Genomic DNA, 17,227 nt, shown 5'->3' with positions numbered 1-17,227 from the left:
CGGAGGCAAGGCATGTCTCACCAGTCGACATGCGACATGCTCCGCGTGTGCCATGTGTCAGAGTCGCCCTGTTTTCGTGGGTTGCGCACGACCCGAGGGCGGGACGCGCCTGCACCTGTCTCCGAAGGCCATGCGCCTGTCCGTGGAGGAAGAACCCCGGCTCATGAAAAACCAATTCAAGACAGTCCGATCCGCGGCCGAGGTCACCGCCCAAAGGTCTCAGTGCAGGCGGAGTGAATGATCTCCACTCTGTGGGAATCCGAGTTCCCCGGGTCACGCGTAACCGGGGACAACACTGTTTCTTCGGACGTCGTAGAATCATGCCCCGCAATACTTCAGGGAGCCCCCATGCACACCGACACTCACGACGTGCTCGCTGGCCGTGAATCCCTCCTCGGCTACCGGGTGAGAACGGCGCTCAGCGCGGCGGCCTCTTTCGGCGCGGACTTCTCCTCCGGGCACCTGGTGCAGCTGTCCCTGGAGCACCTGACGCTCCACCTGGAGTCGCGCGCGGTGCCCCGCAAGGGCCAGGCCGCGTCCGTGGTGGTGGGGGAGGGCGAGCGCTGGGCCACCGCGCTGGACGCGGAGGTGATTGGCGTCAACGCGATGCGCCCGGAGGTGAGCCTGCGCTTCGTCGCGCCGCCGCTGGACGCGGGCCGCCGCATCGTGGGGCTCCTGGAGTCGCTGCGCGACAACGGCCTGCTGCTCACGCCGGAGACGCGGCCCGTGTGGCGCGAGCAGATTGAGCGCGCGGACCGCGTGGCGCGCATCTGTGAAGCGCTCGCCGCCCGCCAGGCCCGCGGCGTCCTGCGCTCGCGCGACGGCCACGCCGAGGTGGAGGTCACCTGCGCCTTCTTCGAGCCGCTCCAGGACGTGTTCGGCTGGCAGCTGCACGGCGCGCTCCCCCCGGGCCCCCTCACCCTGGAGGCGTTCGGCTACTCCAGCGTGGTGCACTTCCAGGCGGACGCCGCGCGCGTGGAGGGCGGCCTGCTGTTGATGCCGGCGCCCACGTCGCTCGTGCGCTTCCGCCACCGCTGGCTGCGCCGCACCCAGGCCAGCGCGTCCTGCACGCTGGAGTTCGACCACCCGCTCTGGCCCCAGGTGCACGTGCGCCGCGGCCTGCTGGATGTCTCCTATGAAGGCCTGTCCTTCCTCACCGAGCCCGGCGAGGACCTGATGTACCCGGGCCTGCGCCTGCCGGTGCTGGAGGTCGCGCTGGACGGGCACGCGCCGGTGCGCCTGCGCGCGGAGGTGCGCAACATCTCCAGCACGCCCCATGGCCGCCGCTGCGGCGTGAGCGTCCGGCCCCTGGACGCCGACGGGGCCCGCGCGTGGCGCGCGCTGGTGGAGGCCCAGGCCCACCCCACCACGAAGGTGGAGGGCGACTGGAACGACGCGACGTGGAAGCTCTTCGAGCGCTCCGGCTACTTCCGCCTCCCGGGCAAGGAGCCGGAGAAGTTCACCAGCCTGCGCGACCAGTTCTCCCGCACGCAGGACAAGCTCCAGGAGGCGCCGCTCCTGGGCTACCGCGTGGTGCGCCCCGCGGAGGAGGGCATGGAGGCCACGCTGTCCGTGCTCAAGCCCTACGCGGGCAGCTGGATGGCGCACCAGCTGGCGCGGCACCAGCCCGCGGGCAGCCGCTCCACCGCGCGCGAGGCGCTGCGCGACATCTACCTGCGCGGCTACGAGCCCACCCAGGCCGACCCCGAGGTGAAGTGGTTCTTCGCCTACTGCGAGGCCAACGTGCGCTGGGTGCGCTACACGAAGTTCGACTTCGCCACCTGGTACGCGCACACCGGCCAGACGTGCCTCGTGCCCTTCCGCCTCATGGAGGGCGAGGTGGACAGCGCGTGGACGAAGCCCGCGAGCATCGCGGTGGGCGTGCCCACGCAGGAGGAGCGCGCGAGCTTCTTCGCCCGCGTCGCGGACACCCGCCCGGAGGCCTACCGCGAGGCGCTGGACCTGGTGCCGGAGCGCTTCGACCTGGAGACCACGCGCACCGGCTGGGGCGACGCGGGCCTGTCCCGCGAGCGCGAGCTGGTGGTGGCCCGCCACCAGGGCCGCGCCGTGGCCTTCGCGGTGTTCGAGTCCGCGCAGCCGGGCCTCAACCTCTTCAACGTGCTGGATGGCGTGCGCCTGGTGCCGCTGGAGGACGACGCGCGGCCGGAGGTGCAGGACGCGTTCGTGGCGCTCCTGGGCCACGCGGCGGAGTGGTACCGCGCGCGCGACCGCAAGGTGTTCGTCCACTACGTGGAGGCGGCCTGCGTGGAGTACGCGGAGCGCGTGTCCCTGGCGGACCTGGGCGAGGGCAAGCTGTGGGTGATGTCCGCCCGCCTGCTGCCGGAGTTCCTGGAGCACCTCTGCGAGTCCACCACGCCGCGCGCGGCGTAGCGGGCCTGCGTGGGCCGGAAGCGCACCTCCGGCCCGCCGCCTCGGCGTGAGGGACTACAGCCCCTCGTCCTCCGGGTCCGGATAGGACTCCAGCTCCTCTTCCTCCTCCTCCACCGCCGGGGCGGGCGCCTTGCCGTGGCGCCCCTTGCCGCCCTTGCCCTCGTGCGCGGGAGCGCCGAAGTCCGAGTCCGGGCTCACGATGTAGCCCTGGCGCCCCTGCTGGATGCGGCGCAGGAGGCCCTCCTGCTCCAGCGCCTCCAGGAGCCGCGCGAAGGTGGAGAAGCCGTGGTCGCGCTCGTCGAAGTCGGGCTCCTTGCGGACGATGGTCTCCTTGATGAGCGACGGGTTGAGCGGGCCGGTCGCGCGGCGCAGCAGGCTCTGCACCACCTCGCGCGCGACGGCGGGCACCTCCGCCCTGGGCTTGCCGCCCTTGCCCTCGGCCTTGGCGTCGTGGCCCTTGTCGTGGCCCTTCCCGCCCCGCTTGCCGCCCTTGCCCTCGTCGCCCTTGGCGCCCCGGCCGCCGTGCTCCTTGTCCTTGTGCGAGGACTCGCCCCGGTGCTTGGGCTTCATGTAGATGAACTGGTCGCACGCCCGCACGAACATCTGGGAGCTGGCCTCACGCACGGCCAGGCCGATGACGGTGCGGCCGTTCTCACGCAGCTTGTACGCCAGGGGGCAGAAGTCGCTGTCGCCGGAGGCGATGACGAAGGTGTCGATCTGCTCGCGCGCGTAGCACAGCTCCAGCGCGTCGATGACCAGGCGCATGTCCGCGCTGTTCTTGCCGGCGCGGGTGGAGGGGGGCACGTCCACCAGCTCCACGCCCACGTCGTGCAGGCGCTGCTTCGCGTCCTCGAAGCGCGACCAGTTGCAGTAGGCGCGGCGGAACACGACCTTGCCCTGCTCCAGGAGCTGGTCCAGGGCGGGCTGCAGGTCGAAGTTGTTGGCGCTGATGCCGGTGTTGGTGACCAGGTTCTCGAAGTCGATGAAGAGGGCGATGCGGTGCTGCTCGTCGGTACGTCCAGCCAAAGGTGCCTCGTATTCGTTTGCGAGCGGTCCTTGGCTCGCGTGCGCTGCGCCCACCCTACTGTGGGGACGCTGCCGCGCGCACGGCCCGTGTTCCGCCGCTGAACATTCAGTGCCGCCCACCCTACGTTGGAACAGACCCCGGGGGCAGCGCCCCCGTGACACGGAGGTGTCACCATGATGCACGGATTCCGCAGACAATGGCGAACCATGGTGTGGGCCGCGCCGACGCTCGGCCTCTTGTTGGGCGCCGGCCCCGCCCTGGCGCACGAGCCCCAGATCGGCAGGGCCGCCGACGGCCCCGCCGACGCGTCATCGTACACGGAGCCGGCCAGCACCAGCCCCTCGAACGTGGTGGGCACCGTGCCCACCACCTCGCCGGAGCTCATCTCCCCCGGCCAGTCCGTGCGGCAGCTCACGCCGGACCCGGACCGGATGCGCCAGGTCAGCGGGCCGGTGGTGAAGCGGTCCGGGATGACGCTGTACGTCCGCGACGTGAGCGGGCCGGTGGTGCCGCTGGACCTGAGCGCCCTGACCATCCACAAGCAGCCGGAGAAGGGGCAGCAGGTCCTGGCCCTCTACCAGGTGGAGAAGACGGACAACGTGGCCCTGTCCCTCCAGGGGGAGAAGCGGGACTAGTCCGGCTTCGCGCCGCCGCGCACCTCGTCCAGGACGCTCAGGTCCACCAGCCCCGCGAGGTCGTCGCTGGGGATGAAGCCCAGCGACTTCGCGTGCTCGGCGGAGGTCTTCAGCGCGGCGGGCACCGGGTCCAGGCTCGGCTCCAGGCGGGAGAAGGCGTCCTGGAGCACGGGCGGCGGCAGGGGCTTGCGCGTGAGCTGCCCGAAGGCGGCGTTGACGGACGTGGCGAAGGCCCGCGGGTCCGCGCGCCAGCGCTCGGTGAGCGCCACGTGGATGCGCAGGAGCGCCGCGATGCGCGGCCGCTGCGTCTCCAGCACCTTCTTCGTCGTCACCACCACCGTGGTGGGGAAGCGCTTGTCCGGCCAGAGGTCGCGCTCGTCCACCAGGATGTGGCCGCCCCCTTCGGCGAGCATGCGCGCGCCCCAGGGCTCGGGCACCCACGCCCCCTCGATGGCGCCCTGGAGGTACTGGCCCAGGATGTCCGGGTTGCTGATGGGAATCACCTGCACGTCGCCGCCCGCGTCGGTGGCGAGGCTCAGGTCCTGGGCCTTCAGCCAGTGGCGCAGGGCGATGTCCTGGGTGTTGCCCAGCTGCGGCGTCGCCAGCTTCTTGCCCTTGAGCTCCTGGGCCGTCTTCGCGTTCTTCACCACCAGCACCGCGCCGCCGTTCACCGCGCCCGCGATGATGCGCAGCTCCTTGCCGGCCTTGAGGTACGTGTTGATGGCGGGGCCCGGGCCCACGTAGGCCACGTCCACGGAGCCGGCCACCAGCGCCTCCATGGCCGCGGGGCCCGCGTTGAACTGCCGCGCCTCCACGTGGCCCATGCCGGGCTGCGACCCGAAGAGCCCCTCCGCGTTCGCCACCAGCGCCTGCGCGTGCGTGATGTTGGGGAAGAAGGCCACGCGCAGGGGCGCGTTGGCGTTGGAGGACGCGTCCTTCTTGCAGGACGCGACGGAGGTCAGGAGGACGCAGCAGAGACCCAGGAGCAGGGACAGGGGGCGCGCGGAAGCCATGGGGCGTCACGCTAATGGAGACTCCCCGCCTGTTTTCAATGCCCGTGAGGGCGCAAGCGTCTCCCGGCTCACACGGACGCCGTCAGGCCCCACCGGCGCCGCAGGCGCGTCTCCACCGTCTGGAAGAGGACGCGGTCCACCGTGACGCCGATGAGGATGATGGCCAGCATCACCGCCATCACCTGCGACACGTCCATCAGCTCGCGGCCCATGGTGAGCAGCTGGCCCAGGCCGCCGGAGACGAAGAGCAGCTCGCCCGCGAGCAGCGCGCGCCACGCGAAGCTCCACCCCAGCTTGAGGCCGGTGACGATGCCGGGCAGCGCGCCGGGCAGGAGCACGCCGAAGTAGAAGCGCGGGCCCCGCACGCCCAGGGTGCGGGCCACGCGGGCCAGCTGCGGGTCCAGGCCGTTGACCGCGTCCTCGGTGGCGATGGCGATGCCCAGCACGCTGCCCATCACCACCACGAAGAGGATGGCGCTGTCGTTGAGGCCGAACCACAGCAGGGCCAGCGGCAGCCAGCAGATGGAGGGCAGGGCCTGGAGGCCCATCACCACCGGCTTCACCGCGTTGCGGAAGAAGGACAGCCGCGCGATGCACAGCCCCAGCGGGACGCCGATGCCCACGGACAGGAGGTAGGCGTGCATCAGCCGGCCCAGCGAGCGCAGCGTGGCGCCACCGAGCTGGCCGTCGCGGGCCATGGCGACGAGCGTCTGGACCACCTCCAGCGGCCCGGGGAACAGGTGCTTGTTCCACAGGCCCGAGCGGGACAGCCCCTCCCAGAGCGCGAAGAGCAGCGCGATCATCCCCAGCTTCTGCGCCCACTTCAGCATGGCGGTGTCCCCTCTAACGGCCGGTCACGGCGCTGGCGCGCGGCAGGCTGGACGGCGTGCGCGCGCGGCGGTGCAGGGGCTCCGTGGGAGGGGCCTCCGGAGCCTGCCCTTCCGCGGCGCGCAGGCGGTGGCGGATGTCGCGCGCCATCGCGTCCAGGGACGGGTCCTCCAGCGAGCGCGGCATGGGCAGGTGGATCTCCAGGTCCTCCACCACGCGGCCCGGCCGGGGCGCCATCAGCACCACGCGGGTGCCCAGCATCAGCGCCTCCTGCACGTCGTGGGTGACGAACACCACCGTCTTGCCGGAGCGCAGCCAGATGGCTTGCAGCAGCTCCTGCATGTGCACGCGCGTCTGGGCGTCCAGCGCGCCGAAGGGCTCGTCCATGAGCAGCACGGTGGGGTCCACCGCGAGCGCCCGGGCGAGGCTGGCGCGCATCTTCATGCCGCCGGAGAGCTGGTGGGGCAGCGTGTCCTCGAAGCCCTCCAGGCGCACGCGCTGGATGAAGGTGTTGGCCCGGTCGCGGCGCTCGGCGCGGGGCACGCCCCGGGCGGCCAGCGCGAAGGTGATGTTGCCGCGCACGGTGAGCCACGGGAACAGCGCCGCCTCCTGGAACATGAGGAGCCGGTCCGGGCCGGGCCCGTGGATGGGCTTGCCGTCGATGGCCACGCTGCCGCCGGTGGGCACCACGTGGCCCGCCAGCGCGTAGAGCAGCGTGGACTTGCCGCAGCCGGACGGACCGAGCAGGCAGACGAACTCCCCCGAGCGGACGTTGAGGTTCACGTCCTTCAGCGCCACGACCTTGTTGGCGTAGTGATGGCCCAGCTGGGCGATGGAGATCTTCGCCCGGTCCGCGTCCACGTTCGCGGGCCGCAGCAGGTGGGGCGCCGCCTGGCGCAGGCCCCGCATCCGCTCGATGAGGCGTCGAAACATTCGCCAGAACCTATTCATCTGCCCCCGGGTCGCACAGGCGGGTCCCGGAAGCGGGCAGGCGCTTTCCACTGTAGGACAGGACGTGAACGCCGCGCGTCCGGCCGGCTGCTTTTCCCCGCCGCCGGACACTCCGCTGCTCAGGCGGTGGCGGCCTGCTCCGCCCTGCGGTGCGCCAGCGTGCGGGAGAACAGCCACAGGCTCGCGATGAGCGCGCCCAGGCCCACGCCGGTGAAGGCGCCGCCCACGGTCAGCGACGCCCGGCGGTCGTCCTGGAACACCGCGAGCGCGTCCGTGCGGGGCCCCGCCAGGTAGCGCCGCACGGTGTCCGCGAAGGCCTGGGCTTGCGCCTCGTCCTCCGTCCACTGGTAGGCGAGCGGCTGGGCGCCGAAGGTCGTCTGCAACTGGGCCCGGAAGATGGGCGCGGCGCCCCGGCGGGTGCTGCGGCTGCGGGCCACCTCCACGCTCCGGATGTCCTGGGGCGCGTAGCGGCCCACCTCCTCCTCGCTCAGCCAGCTGGAGCGGGTGAGGACGCACGGGCCCTGGCGCCCGCAGCGCAGGTCCATGCGCGCCTGCTGACCGAGGAAGAACACCCCCAGCACCAGGAAGGGCAGGGCGAGCAGCAGGAAGGCCGCGGCACCGATGGCGGTGGCGCGGCTGGGTCGGGAGGCGGGGGGCGCACGCACGGTTGGGTTCTATAGACCCGCGCGCCCCTTTGGGGGCAGCGCTTTCACGCGCCCGCGGGTGTCGCCCTCCAGGCAGGCGGGCGGCCCGGGCTGTTCAGCGGCGGTCGCCGCCGGCGGACCGGCCGGCGGCGCCCGGGGCGGCGGGCGGGCACTTGCGGCATGGGTCCCACGTCCTCACCCCTTGTCCTGGGACATGCAGCACTTCGCCCGGAAGGAGTCCTTGAGCCCATGAAGGCCGTGGCCGTCATGTTCCCCTCGCGCGAGGTGCGCGTCCTGGACGTCCCCGAACCGCGGTTGCACTCGCCCACCGAGGTCAAGGTCCGCACGCTGGAGATTGGCGTGTGCGGCACCGACCAGGACCTCCTGGAGGGCCACCACGGCGCCGCGCCCCGGGGCGAGGACCACCTCATCGTGGGCCACGAGTGCCTGGGCCAGGTGCTGGAGGTGGGCGCGCACGTGCAGGGGCTGAAGCCGGGGGACCTGGTGGTGCCCCGCGTGCGCCGGCCCTGTCCGCACGCGCACTGCCCCGCGTGCCGCCACGGCCACCCGGACTTCTGCGTGACGGGGGACTACACGGAGCGCGGCATCCAGGGCGCGCACGGCTTCTGCGCGGAGCACTTCGTGGAGGACGCGGCCTACCTGCACAAGGCGGATGACAGCCTGCGCGAGGTGGCCGTGCTCACGGAGCCGCTCACCATCGCGGAGAAGGGGCTGCGCCAGGTGGCGCACATCCAGTCCCGCCTGCCGTGGAAGGTGGGCCCCGGCAAGGCGCTGGTGCTGGGCGCGGGGCCGGTGGCGCAGCTGGGCGCCATGGCGCTGCTGCGCGCGGGCTTCGACGTGACGATGTACTCGCGCAGCCCCAAGCCCAACGAGAAGGCCGCCGCGGCCGAGGCGGTGGGCGCGCCGTACCTCTCCTCGGAGGAGGTGACGGCGGCGGCGTTGAAGGAGCGGCTGGGCGGCGTGGGCCTCATCTACGAGGCGACGGGGGCGTCGAAGGTGGCGTTCGATTCGCTCCAGGTGCTGGAGGAGAACGGCGTGCTCATCTTCACCGGCGTGCCCGGACGCGAGGAGCCGCTGGAGCTGCGGGGGGACCAGGTGCTGGGGCAGCTCGTCCTGGGCAACCGGGTGATGTTCGGCACGGTGAACGCGGCGGACAGCGACTTCCGTGAGGCGCTGGAGGACCTGGAGCGCTTCCGCGCGAGGTGGCCGGGGCGCGTGGAGGCGCTCATCACCCGGCGTCACCCGCCGTCGGAGCTCGCGAAGGTGGTAGAGGCGAGGGGCGGCATCAAGCACGTCATCTCATTCCAGGAGCATGCCCGGTGAACCTGCATCACACGGACCTGAAGGGCGGCGTGGCCATCGAGGACCACGGCATCATCGGCGACCTGCGCACGGTGGCGCTGGTGGGCTACGAGGGCACCATCGACTGGATGTGCTTCCCGTACTTCGACAGCCCCAGCGTCTTCGCGGCGCTGCTGGATCCGGAGCGGGGCGGGTACTGGCGCGTGTCCCCGGAGCCGGACAACGTCCAGAAGCGGCAGTTCTACTGGCCGGACACGAACGTGCTGGTGACGCGCTTCTACACGCCGAACGGCGTGGGGGAGCTCATCGACCTGATGCCCCTGGGCCGGGGGGCGAAGGCGGAGGGGCGCGAGGTCCTGCGGCGCATCCGCGTGGTGCGCGGCGAGATGGCCTTCCGCATGGAGTGCTTCCCGGCGTTCAACTACGCCCGGGACGACCACGAGACGCACATCGTGGAGGGGGGCGCGGCCTTCCTCTCCAAGGGCCTGAGCATGCAGCTGGTGACGAACGTGCCGCTGCGGCAGGACAAGAACGGCGTCGTCGCGCACTTCACGCTGAAGGAGAGCCAGTCCGCGGTCTTCACCCTGCGCGAGGGGGGCAAGGAGGGCTGCCACCACCACCTGCACACGCATGACTCCGCGGAGAAGCTCTTCCGCGACACGGTGGACTACTGGCGCCACTGGCTGTCCAGGTGCAAGTACACGGGGCGGTGGCGGGAGATGGTGCAGCGCTCGGCGCTGGCCCTGAAGCTGATGACCTTCGAGCCGTCCGGGGCCATCATCGCGGCGCCCACGTGCAGCCTGCCGGAGTCCGCGGGCGGCACGCGCAACTGGGACTACCGCTACTGCTGGCTGCGCGACGCGGCCTTCACCGTCTACGCGTTCATCCGCATCGGCTTCAACGAGGAGGCCGCCGCCTTCATGCGCTGGGTGGAGAAGCGCTGCGCGGAGAACGGGGACGGGCCGCTGCCCCTGATGTTCTGCCTGGACGGCAGCCCGGTGCCGCCGGAGGAGCAGCTCCATCACCTGCGCGGCTACGGCGGCGCGAGCCCGGTGCGCATCGGCAACGCGGCGGCGAACCAGCTCCAACTGGACATCTACGGCGAGCTGATGGACTCCGTGTACCTGTCCAACAAGTACGCCGCGCCCATCTCCTATGACTTCTGGCGGCACCTGCGGCGGCTGGTGGACTGGGTGTGCGACCACTGGCAGAAGGAGGACGAGGGCATCTGGGAGATCCGCGGCTCGCGCCGGCACTTCGTCTATTCGAAGCTGATGTGCTGGGTGGCGGTGGACCGGGCCATCCGGCTCGCGGACAAGCGCAGCCTGCCGGCGGACCGGGCGAAGTGGCTGAAGACGCGCGACGCCATCTTCGAGGAGATCATGGACAAGGGCTGGTGCCAGGAGAAGGGCGCCTTCATCCAGGCCTACGGCCACGACGCGCTGGACGCGGCGAACCTGCTGATGCCGCTGGTGTTCTTCCTGTCCCCGGTGGATCCGCGGATGCTCTCCACGCTGGACGTCATCCGCAAGGCGCCCCGGCACGGGGGCCTGACGTCGGACGGCCTGGTGTTCCGCTACGAGGCGGACGCGACGCTGGATGGCATCGAGGGCAGCGAAGGCACCTTCAACCTGTGCAGCTTCTGGCTGGTGGAGGCGATGACGCGCGCGAGCACCGTGCGGCCGGACCTGCTGGACGAGGCGCGGCTCATCTTCGAGCGGATGCAGGGCTACGCGAACCACCTGGGGCTGTACGCGGAGCAGACGGGCCTGTCCGGCGAGGCGCTGGGCAACTTCCCGCAGGCGCTCACGCACCTGTCGCTCATCAGCGCCGCGTACAACCTGGACCGGACGTTGGGCCGCCACGATTGACGGAGGGGGCGGTAGACTCGCGCGCACCCGCCATGCCCGACCTGTACCCGCTGCTGTTCCGCTTCGCCGTCAAGGCGGATGCCCAGTACGACGTGTTGAGCCGCCGCGTGCGCAAGGGGCTGGGCATCGCCCCGCCGCTGCGCATCCTGCCGTACCGGGGCTACGGCACCCCGGAGCGCGTGGTCATCAAGGCGCGCGTGCTGGAGGAGCGCAAGGTGACGCCCCAGCGCCAGCGCCACACGCTGTGGAGCAGCGCCGTGGCCTCCTACAAGCGCTACATGACCCGGGAGATCGCCAGCGCGCACGTGGCGGTGCGCTGGGGAGACAAGCGCTGGGAGGGCGTGACGGACGAGGAGGGCTTCCTGGAGCTGTGGGTGCCCCCGCCCGAGGGCGTGCGCTCCGGCTGGCACATGGTGGAGCTGGAGCTGCTGTCGCCGGAGGCCGAGGGCGTGCCGCGCGTGACGGCGCCGGTGCGCGTGGCGGGGACGAGCGCGGAGCTGGGCGTCATCAGCGACATCGACGACACGGTCATCGCCACGGGGGTGACGGATCCGCTCAAGCGCGCGTGGGCGCTGTTCCTCACGGAGCACCGGGTGCGGCTGCCCTTCCCGGGCGTGGACGCGTTCTACGCGGCGCTCCAGGCGGGCGCTTCCGGCGCGGCGGACAACCCCATCTTCTACGTCTCCAGCAGCCCCTGGAACCTCTACGAGCACCTGGACGAGTTCCTCGCCATCCACCGCATCCCCGTCGGTCCGCTGCTGCTGCGCGACTGGGGCCTGTCGCGGCACGGCTTCGCGCCGGGCGGGGGGCACGGGCACAAGCTGGACAAGATTCGCGGCGTGCTGGAGACGCTGGCCCACCTGCCCTTCGTGCTGATTGGGGACAGCGGGCAGGAGGACGCGGAGCACTACCGCACCATCGCGCGCGAGTACCCGGGCCGCATCCGCTGCGTCTACATCCGCAACGTGCCGGGGCGCTCCAGGCGGGGCCAGGAGCTGGAGGCCATCGCGAGGGACATCCGCGACGCGGGCAGCGAGCTGGTCGCCGTGGACGACACGGTGGCCGCCGCGCGGCACGCGGCGCGCGCCGGGTGGATCCGCTGGGAGGAGGTCCCGGAGGTGGAGGCCCACCGCCGCGAGGACGCCGCGCGCGGCGTCCTGGGCGAGCGGGGCTGAGCGGCCTCCGCGCCTCGTCCCATGCGGCGCCGGGCGCTTTTCAGCCCACGGGGCGGCCGCTCTGCACCTGCATCATGCGGATGGCGCGCTCCATGAGCTCCCCCTGGGCGGAGCGCTTGTCGCTGGGCGTGGCGGCGGTGCGCCGCCGCCACGTGCCGTCCGGGCCCAGCTCCCACGCGCCGCTGGTGTCCACCATGCAGCGCTCCACCACGTCCTTCACCTGCGCGGCCAGGGCGGGGTCCTCCACCGGCGCCAGGATCTCCACGCGGTGGTCCAGGTTGCGCGGCATCAGGTCCGCGGACCCGATGTAGCAGCGCGACGTGGGGCCCCGCTCGAAGGCGTAGATGCGCGGGTGCTCCAGGAAGCGGCCCAGGTTGGACACCACCCGGATGTGCTCGGAAACGCCCGGCAGGCCCGGCCTCAGGCAGCAGATGCCGCGCACGTTGAGGTCCACGCGCACGCCCACGCGGGACGCGTCGTAGAGCGCGCGGATGATGCCCGGGTCCACCAGCGCGTTCATCTTCATCAGGATGCGCGCGGGCGCCTCCGGCGTGTGCGCGGCCTGGGTCTTCTTGATCTCCTCCAGCAGCCCCTCCCGCATGGTCAGGGGCGCCACCAGCAGCTTGCGGAAGGAGCGCGGCCGGCCGAAGCCGGTGAGGAAGTTGAAGACGTCCGCCACGTCCGCGCCAATGTCCGGGTCCGTGGTGAACAACCCCAGGTCCGTGTAGAGCCGCGCCGTCTTCGGGTTGTAGTTGCCCGTGCCGATGTGCACGTAGTGCCGCACCCGCTCGCCCTCGCGCCGCACGATGAGGATGGCCTTCGCGTGCGTCTTCAGGCTGGGAATCCCATACACGACGTGCACGCCCGCCTCTTCCAGCGCGTTCGCCCAGCGGATGTTGGTGCGCTCGTCGAAGCGCGCCTTCAGCTCCACCATGCACACCGCCTGCTTGCCGTGCTCCGTGGCGCGGATGAGCGCGGGCACCAGCGGGGAGCTGTCCGACGTGCGGTACACCGTCTGCTTCAGGGCCAGCACGTCCGGGTCCTCCACCGCCTCGCTCACGAAGCGCTCCACCGAGCTGGCGAAGGATTCATAGGGGTGGTGCACCAGCAGGTCGCCCCGGCGCATCGCGGACATCACCGTGCCGCCGCCGTCCGGGGACTCGCTGTCCGTGCGCAGCCGCGCCTGCGTCACCGGCGTCCACGGCGGGTCGCGCAGCTCGGAGAAGCCCGGCGTCATCGCCAGCGACATCACGTCCGCCAGGTCCAGGAGGCCGCTCTCCTCGTACACCTGGAGGGGGTCCAGCGTGAGCGCCTCCACCAGCGGCTCCAGCAGCTTCGCGTGCATCCCCGACTGGACCTCCAGCCGGATGACGTCCCCGAAGCGGCGCTGGCTGAGCTCCGTCTCCACCGCCTTGAGCAGGTCCTCCGCGTCCTCGGACACGGTGAAGTCCGCGTCGCGCGTCACGCGGAACAGGCTCCAGTTGAGGACCTCCATCCCGGGGAACAGGTCCCCCAGGTGCTGCGCGATGATCTCCTCCAGCGGCACGAAGAGCGTGCCCCCCTTGAGCGGCACGAAGCGGGGGAGGATCTCCTTGGGCACCTTCACCCGCGCCACGCTCTCCTCCTCCGCCACCGGGTCTCGCAGCAGCACCGCGAGGCTCAGCGACAGGTTGGAGATGTACGGGAAGTGCCGCCCCAGCCCGATGGCCAGCGGCGTGAGCACGGGGAAGATCTGCTCGCGGAAGCGCTGATCCACCTGCGCGCGCTGCTCCGCGTCCAGCTCCTTCATGGACAGGATGCGCAGCCCCTTCTCCGCCAGCGCGGGGCGCAGGACCTTCTCGAAGCAGTCCGCGTGGCGCCGGCCCTGCTCCAGGATGCCCGTGTGCAGCTTGTCCAGCGTGTCGCCCGGGGACGCGCCGTCCGGCACCAGCCGGCCCACGCGCGCGGAGATCTGCTCGTGCAGCCGCGCCACGCGGATCATGAAGAACTCATCCAGGTTGCGCGCGTAGATGGAGGTGAACTTCAGCCGCTCCATCAGCGGCACCTCCGGCGACTCGGCCAGCTGCAGCACCCGGTCGTTGAAGGCCAGCCACGACAGCTCCCGGTTGAAGAACAGGTCGCTGTCCGGCATCTCCGTGCCCGGGGGAACCGCGTCCCGGTCCACGACCTTCTGCTGGGTGCCCTTCGCAGCGGCGCGCTTCGCCATGATGTGTGACTCCTCGAGATGAGCCCTGGGTGTGCCCGTCTAGCAGTCCCGCACCGCGCCGATTGTGAACTCGCACGTCTGGCCCGGAACCGGACATCCGGGCGTATCCCACCCCGGACGACCCGGGCAGTGGACGACGAGCCGGGCGAGCTGTGGACTCTCCGGCAGTCCACCGCTTGAATCCGCCCGGCACTGACGGCATTCAAGAAGGGTGAGCGTTCCCAATCCCCCGCTTCCCGCCGTCGAGGACAGTGCTCCCGCGGACACCTCTCCGGACGCCCTGTTCACGGCCTTCCGGGAAGGGTCCCGGAAGAAGTCCCACCGCTTCACCTTCACCTGGTTCGTGGCCGCCGCGGTGCCGGTGGTGCTCGCCCTGGGCTTCTTCGCGCTCTGGCGAGCGAACGGGACGTCCTTCTCCGTCGTCACCCCGCACGGCATCAAGGTGCTGCGCGCGGGGATGACGACCCAGGAGGTCGGCGGCCTGCTGGGCCACCCGCTCACGCTCCAGAAGCAGGGGGACCGGGACTGCTACCGCTACGGCCGGCCCAACTTCGTGAACGAGGTCTTCGTCGTGTACTCGGTCTGCTACGAGCAGGGGCAGGTGCGCGACGTCTTCACGCACCAGTACTCGGCCTGGCAGATAGACCCCGCGACGGGGGACTTCATCGCGCCCGGGCAGCCGCCCGCGCCCCAGAACCCGGCGGGGTAGCCGCCCGGCCTCCGGAGCGGGGCCGGGGGCGCCCGGCCCTCAGGCGAGCCCCTCCTCGGCGCCCTCGAAGGTGACCTTCGCCTGCGTCATCACGTGCTCCACGGCGAGCAGGTGCCACGCGACGTCCATCATCTGCGCGGAGGCGGTCGGGTCCAGCATGGACTCGCGCAGCTGCGCCTCGGTGATGCCGAAGGGCTCCGAGGACTCCTTGAGCAGCTCCAGCGCGGCCTGCGGCGTGAGCTGGAGCTTGTCCCGCTGCGCGATGGCGCGGAGCACCAGGGCGATCTTGAGGCGGCGCTCCACGTCGTCGCGGATGCCCGGGTGGTGCAGCCAGCCGTCCAGCGCCTCCTGCTGCTCCTCCAGGCTGAAGAACTTCTGCGCCAGCACCTCGCCCTCGGCCTGCTGCCAGCGGCGGCGGATCTCCTCGTCCACCAGCGGCTTGGGGACGGTGACGTCGGAGCGGGCGACGATCTCGTCCAGGGCGCGGTTGCGCGCGTCCACCCAGAGCAGGTCGGCCAGCTCGCCCTCCATCTCGTCCACGATGGAGCTCATGACCTCTTCGTGCGTGGAGCCGCGGCCCAGCAGCTTCAGGAACGCGTCCGACTCCGTGTCGGGCATGCGCACCTCGCGCGCGGCGCGCACGTCCACCAGGAAGCGCGCCGGCATGCCGCGCAGCTGCTCCGCCGGGTAGTCGTCCGGCAGCACCAGCCCCACCTCCACGCTGTCGCCCACGCTGGCCTCGGCGATGACCTCCGCGAAGCCGGGCAGCATCAGCTGCGGCGCCAGCTCCATCCAGAAGCCCACGCGCGTGCTCAGCGGGATGAGGCGGCCGTTGGCGTAGCCCAGGATGTCCAGGCACACGTCGTCGCCCATGGCCAGCGCCTCGCCCTCCGCGCGCGGCCGGGACTCCGCCTTCGCGCGGGCCAGCTCGTGGAAGCGCTCCAGGAGGTCCTCCTCCGTGAGGTCCTCGCCCTGGGGCACGCGGATGTCCAGGTTCTCCAGCGAGGGGGCCTTCACCTGCGGCAGGTCCGCCAGGTGGCCCAGGCCGGGCGCCACGGGGAGCCGCTGCACCAGCTGCCGCACGGGGGCCTCGGCGGGGGCGGGCGCTTCCGGGGGCCTGGGGCTTCCAGGGGCGGCGGCGGACTTCGCCGGCTTCGCCGGGGCGGAAGAGGGGCCGGGCGCCTTGGCGGCGGGGGCCGGAGACTTCTCGGGAGGGTTCTTCTTCGTGGCCACCGGAGGGCCTCCTGGCAGGTAGCGACCGTGGTCCCAGAGGGGATTGAAACGAGCGCGTCTCACACGGTCACGGTGCCTACCAGAAAAGGGCCCCCCGGGGACATCCCCGGGCGTCGCCGCCCGGGGCCCTGCGTCACTTCAGCGCGGACTAGCCGAACAGGCCGCCCACGAAGCTGGAGACGGCGGAGACGGCGGCGCCCACCTGGCTGACCACCGGGATGTTGGTGGCGGCGGCGATGGAGCCCACGGCGGTGATGACGCCCGTGACCTTCTTGGTGGTGCTGGCGTTCGGGTCGCGCAGGGTGGAGACCGCGTTCGCCGTGTCGAAGGCGGCGATGGCGACGTTCGCGCCCGGGGCGAAGCGGCCGGCGGCCTTGGCCAGGGTGCCCCCGGCGGCGCGGGCGGCGGCGGAAGCGCCGGCCTTGGCGGCGGCCTTGCCACCCTCGGACAGCGCGGCGCGGGCGGCGGCGCGGGTCGCGGTGCCCGTGGCGGCCTTCAGGGCCACGCCGCTCTCGCTGACGGCGGCCTTCACGGCGGTGCGCACGCCGTTCTTGATGGCGGAGGCGGCCCCACCCTCGAAGGCGGCCTTGGCGGCGGCGCCGGCGGCGGCGCGGGCCAGCTTGGGGCCGGCGCCCGGGACCGCGGCCTTGAAGGCGCTGCTGGCGGCCTTGTACGCGCTGCCGAACTTGTTCACGTCGCGGGCGATCTCGAGGCCGCCCTTGACGGTGCTGACCGCGCCCTTGCCGGCGGTGGCGACGGAGCCCAGCGCCTTGTTCCAGTCCTCGCTGCTGCCGGAGCGCACGGCGTTGCGCACGTCCTTGATGGCCGTGCCCGTCTGGCCCACCAGCTTCGCGGCGCTGGTGATGGTGCCAAAGGCCTTGCCCGCGATGCCCAGCTTGCCCTTGAGGTCGAGCTTGGTCTTCGGGTCCGTGGCCTTGGAGACCAGCTTGTCGACGTTGCCCTTCAACGTCGCCTTGAAGCCGTCCGTCTTCAGGCTCTTGACGTTGTCGAAGCCGTCCTTCACGGCCGTCTTCACCTTGTTGAAGGTGTCGTAGCCCTTCTTCGCCTGCGTCCCGATGTCCTTCGCCGCCTTGATGGGGTCCTGCTGCACGTGGCGGATGGTGTTGGTGACGGCACTGCGGGCGCGGTCGATGAAGCTCATGTGGGGCTCCCTCGTCGGAGTTCGAGGAAAATGGGAAGAGGCTGCGAACGACTTGCGGG

Annotated in this window: 14 protein-coding genes; 6 read left to right on the top strand and 8 right to left on the bottom strand. The window is 71.7% G+C overall.

All coding sequences use genetic code 11. From position 1 onward, the window contains the following. Window positions 1–348: 348 nt before the first annotated feature. Window positions 349–2,391 (top strand): PilZ domain-containing protein, encoded by a 2,043-nt coding sequence (locus U8525_RS09155; protein ID WP_374263823.1) that lies wholly within the window; start codon window positions 349–351, stop codon window positions 2,389–2,391. Between the two features lie 54 nt (window positions 2,392–2,445). On the opposite strand, the gene U8525_RS09150 is transcribed toward U8525_RS09155, so the two are convergent. After that, complete coding sequence (locus U8525_RS09150; RefSeq protein WP_374263821.1) at window positions 2,446–3,417, bottom strand: NYN domain-containing protein; 972 nt, start codon at window positions 3,415–3,417, stop codon at window positions 2,446–2,448. A gap of 207 nt (window positions 3,418–3,624) precedes the next feature. Between U8525_RS09150 and U8525_RS09145 the strand changes: the two genes are divergently transcribed. Continuing rightward, a complete protein-coding gene (locus U8525_RS09145) occupies window positions 3,625–4,053 on the top strand; it encodes a hypothetical protein (RefSeq protein ID WP_374263819.1) in 429 nt (142 codons plus the stop codon). Here U8525_RS09145 and U8525_RS09140 read toward each other — a convergent pair. The 4 genes from U8525_RS09140 to U8525_RS09125 all read right to left on the bottom strand — a co-directional run bounded on the left by U8525_RS09140 (window position 4,050) and on the right by U8525_RS09125 (window position 7,510). Next, complete coding sequence (locus tag U8525_RS09140) at window positions 4,050–5,066, bottom strand: ABC transporter substrate-binding protein (protein ID WP_374263817.1); 1,017 nt, start codon at window positions 5,064–5,066, stop codon at window positions 4,050–4,052. The genes U8525_RS09145 and U8525_RS09140 overlap by 4 nt on opposite strands. Before the next feature lie 68 nt (window positions 5,067–5,134). Beyond that, window positions 5,135–5,896 carry an ABC transporter permease gene (locus U8525_RS09135; protein ID WP_374263815.1) on the bottom strand — a complete coding sequence of 254 codons (762 nt, stop codon included), beginning with the start codon at window positions 5,894–5,896 and terminating at the stop codon, window positions 5,135–5,137. A gap of 13 nt (window positions 5,897–5,909) precedes the next feature. Then, complete coding sequence (locus U8525_RS09130; RefSeq protein WP_374263813.1) at window positions 5,910–6,827, bottom strand: ABC transporter ATP-binding protein; 918 nt, start codon at window positions 6,825–6,827, stop codon at window positions 5,910–5,912. Window positions 6,828–6,964: 137 nt separating this feature from the next. After that, window positions 6,965–7,510, bottom strand: a complete 546-nt coding sequence (locus tag U8525_RS09125; protein WP_374263811.1) for a hypothetical protein — start codon at window positions 7,508–7,510, stop codon at window positions 6,965–6,967. A 228-nt stretch (window positions 7,511–7,738) separates the two neighbouring features. On the opposite strand from U8525_RS09125, the gene U8525_RS09120 reads away from it, so the two are divergent. The 3 genes from U8525_RS09120 to U8525_RS09110 are packed head-to-tail and all read left to right on the top strand — an operon-like array spanning window position 7,739 to window position 11,858. Beyond that, window positions 7,739–8,833, top strand: a complete 1,095-nt coding sequence (locus U8525_RS09120) for a glucose 1-dehydrogenase (RefSeq protein ID WP_374263809.1) — start codon at window positions 7,739–7,741, stop codon at window positions 8,831–8,833. Further along, window positions 8,830–10,683: a glycoside hydrolase family 15 protein gene (locus U8525_RS09115; RefSeq protein ID WP_374263807.1), complete on the top strand. Its 1,854-nt coding sequence runs from the start codon at window positions 8,830–8,832 to the stop codon at window positions 10,681–10,683. Before U8525_RS09120 ends, U8525_RS09115 begins: the two co-directional genes overlap by 4 nt. A gap of 32 nt (window positions 10,684–10,715) precedes the next feature. Next, entirely contained in the window at window positions 10,716–11,858 is a 1,143-nt protein-coding gene (locus U8525_RS09110) for an App1 family protein (protein WP_374263805.1), read from the top strand. 40 nt (window positions 11,859–11,898) lie between these two features. Here the strand turns inward: U8525_RS09110 and ppk1 are convergent, their stop codons facing one another. Continuing rightward, window positions 11,899–14,064, bottom strand: a complete 2,166-nt coding sequence (gene ppk1 / locus U8525_RS09105; protein ID WP_374263803.1) for a polyphosphate kinase 1 — start codon at window positions 14,062–14,064, stop codon at window positions 11,899–11,901. A gap of 211 nt (window positions 14,065–14,275) precedes the next feature. Between ppk1 and U8525_RS09100 the strand changes: the two genes are divergently transcribed. Then, a complete protein-coding gene (locus U8525_RS09100; RefSeq protein ID WP_374263801.1) occupies window positions 14,276–14,773 on the top strand; it encodes a hypothetical protein in 498 nt (165 codons plus the stop codon). A gap of 39 nt (window positions 14,774–14,812) precedes the next feature. Here U8525_RS09100 and U8525_RS09095 read toward each other — a convergent pair whose 3' ends face one another. Both U8525_RS09095 and U8525_RS09090 read right to left on the bottom strand, forming a co-directional pair. Next, the gene (locus U8525_RS09095; protein WP_374263799.1) at window positions 14,813–16,006 is read right to left on the bottom strand and encodes a peptidylprolyl isomerase; all 1,194 of its coding nucleotides are present in this window, start codon (window positions 16,004–16,006) and stop codon (window positions 14,813–14,815) included. A 148-nt stretch (window positions 16,007–16,154) separates the two neighbouring features. Beyond that, on the bottom strand, window positions 16,155–17,168 hold the full coding sequence (locus tag U8525_RS09090) for a hypothetical protein (RefSeq protein ID WP_374263797.1): 1,014 nt from the start codon (window positions 17,166–17,168) through the stop codon (window positions 16,155–16,157). Between the last annotated feature and the right edge of the window lie 59 nt (window positions 17,169–17,227).

It is taken from the genome of Corallococcus sp. RDP092CA (assembly GCF_041903675.1).
Classification (GTDB): domain Bacteria; phylum Myxococcota; class Myxococcia; order Myxococcales; family Myxococcaceae; genus Corallococcus.
The sequence above is the reverse complement of the archived record's forward strand: the minus strand, read 5'-3'. Positions and strand labels throughout refer to the sequence as shown.

Bases quoted from the DNA above. Each gene is read 5' to 3' on its own strand.
- U8525_RS09155 (WP_374263823.1), top strand. From the start codon at position 349: ATGCACACCGACACTCACGACGTGCTCGCTGGCCGTGAATCCCTCCTC.
- U8525_RS09145 (WP_374263819.1), top strand. From the start codon at position 3,625: ATGGTGTGGGCCGCGCCGACGCTCGGCCTCTTGTTGGGCGCCGGCCCC.
- U8525_RS09140 (WP_374263817.1), bottom strand. From the start codon at position 5,066: ATGGCTTCCGCGCGCCCCCTGTCCCTGCTCCTGGGTCTCTGCTGCGTC.
- U8525_RS09135 (WP_374263815.1), bottom strand. From the start codon at position 5,896: ATGCTGAAGTGGGCGCAGAAGCTGGGGATGATCGCGCTGCTCTTCGCG.
- U8525_RS09130 (WP_374263813.1), bottom strand. From the start codon at position 6,827: ATGTTTCGACGCCTCATCGAGCGGATGCGGGGCCTGCGCCAGGCGGCG.
- U8525_RS09120 (WP_374263809.1), top strand. From the start codon at position 7,739: ATGAAGGCCGTGGCCGTCATGTTCCCCTCGCGCGAGGTGCGCGTCCTG.
- U8525_RS09110 (WP_374263805.1), top strand. From the start codon at position 10,716: ATGCCCGACCTGTACCCGCTGCTGTTCCGCTTCGCCGTCAAGGCGGAT.
- ppk1 (WP_374263803.1), bottom strand. From the start codon at position 14,064: ATGGCGAAGCGCGCCGCTGCGAAGGGCACCCAGCAGAAGGTCGTGGAC.
- U8525_RS09090 (WP_374263797.1), bottom strand. From the start codon at position 17,168: ATGAGCTTCATCGACCGCGCCCGCAGTGCCGTCACCAACACCATCCGC.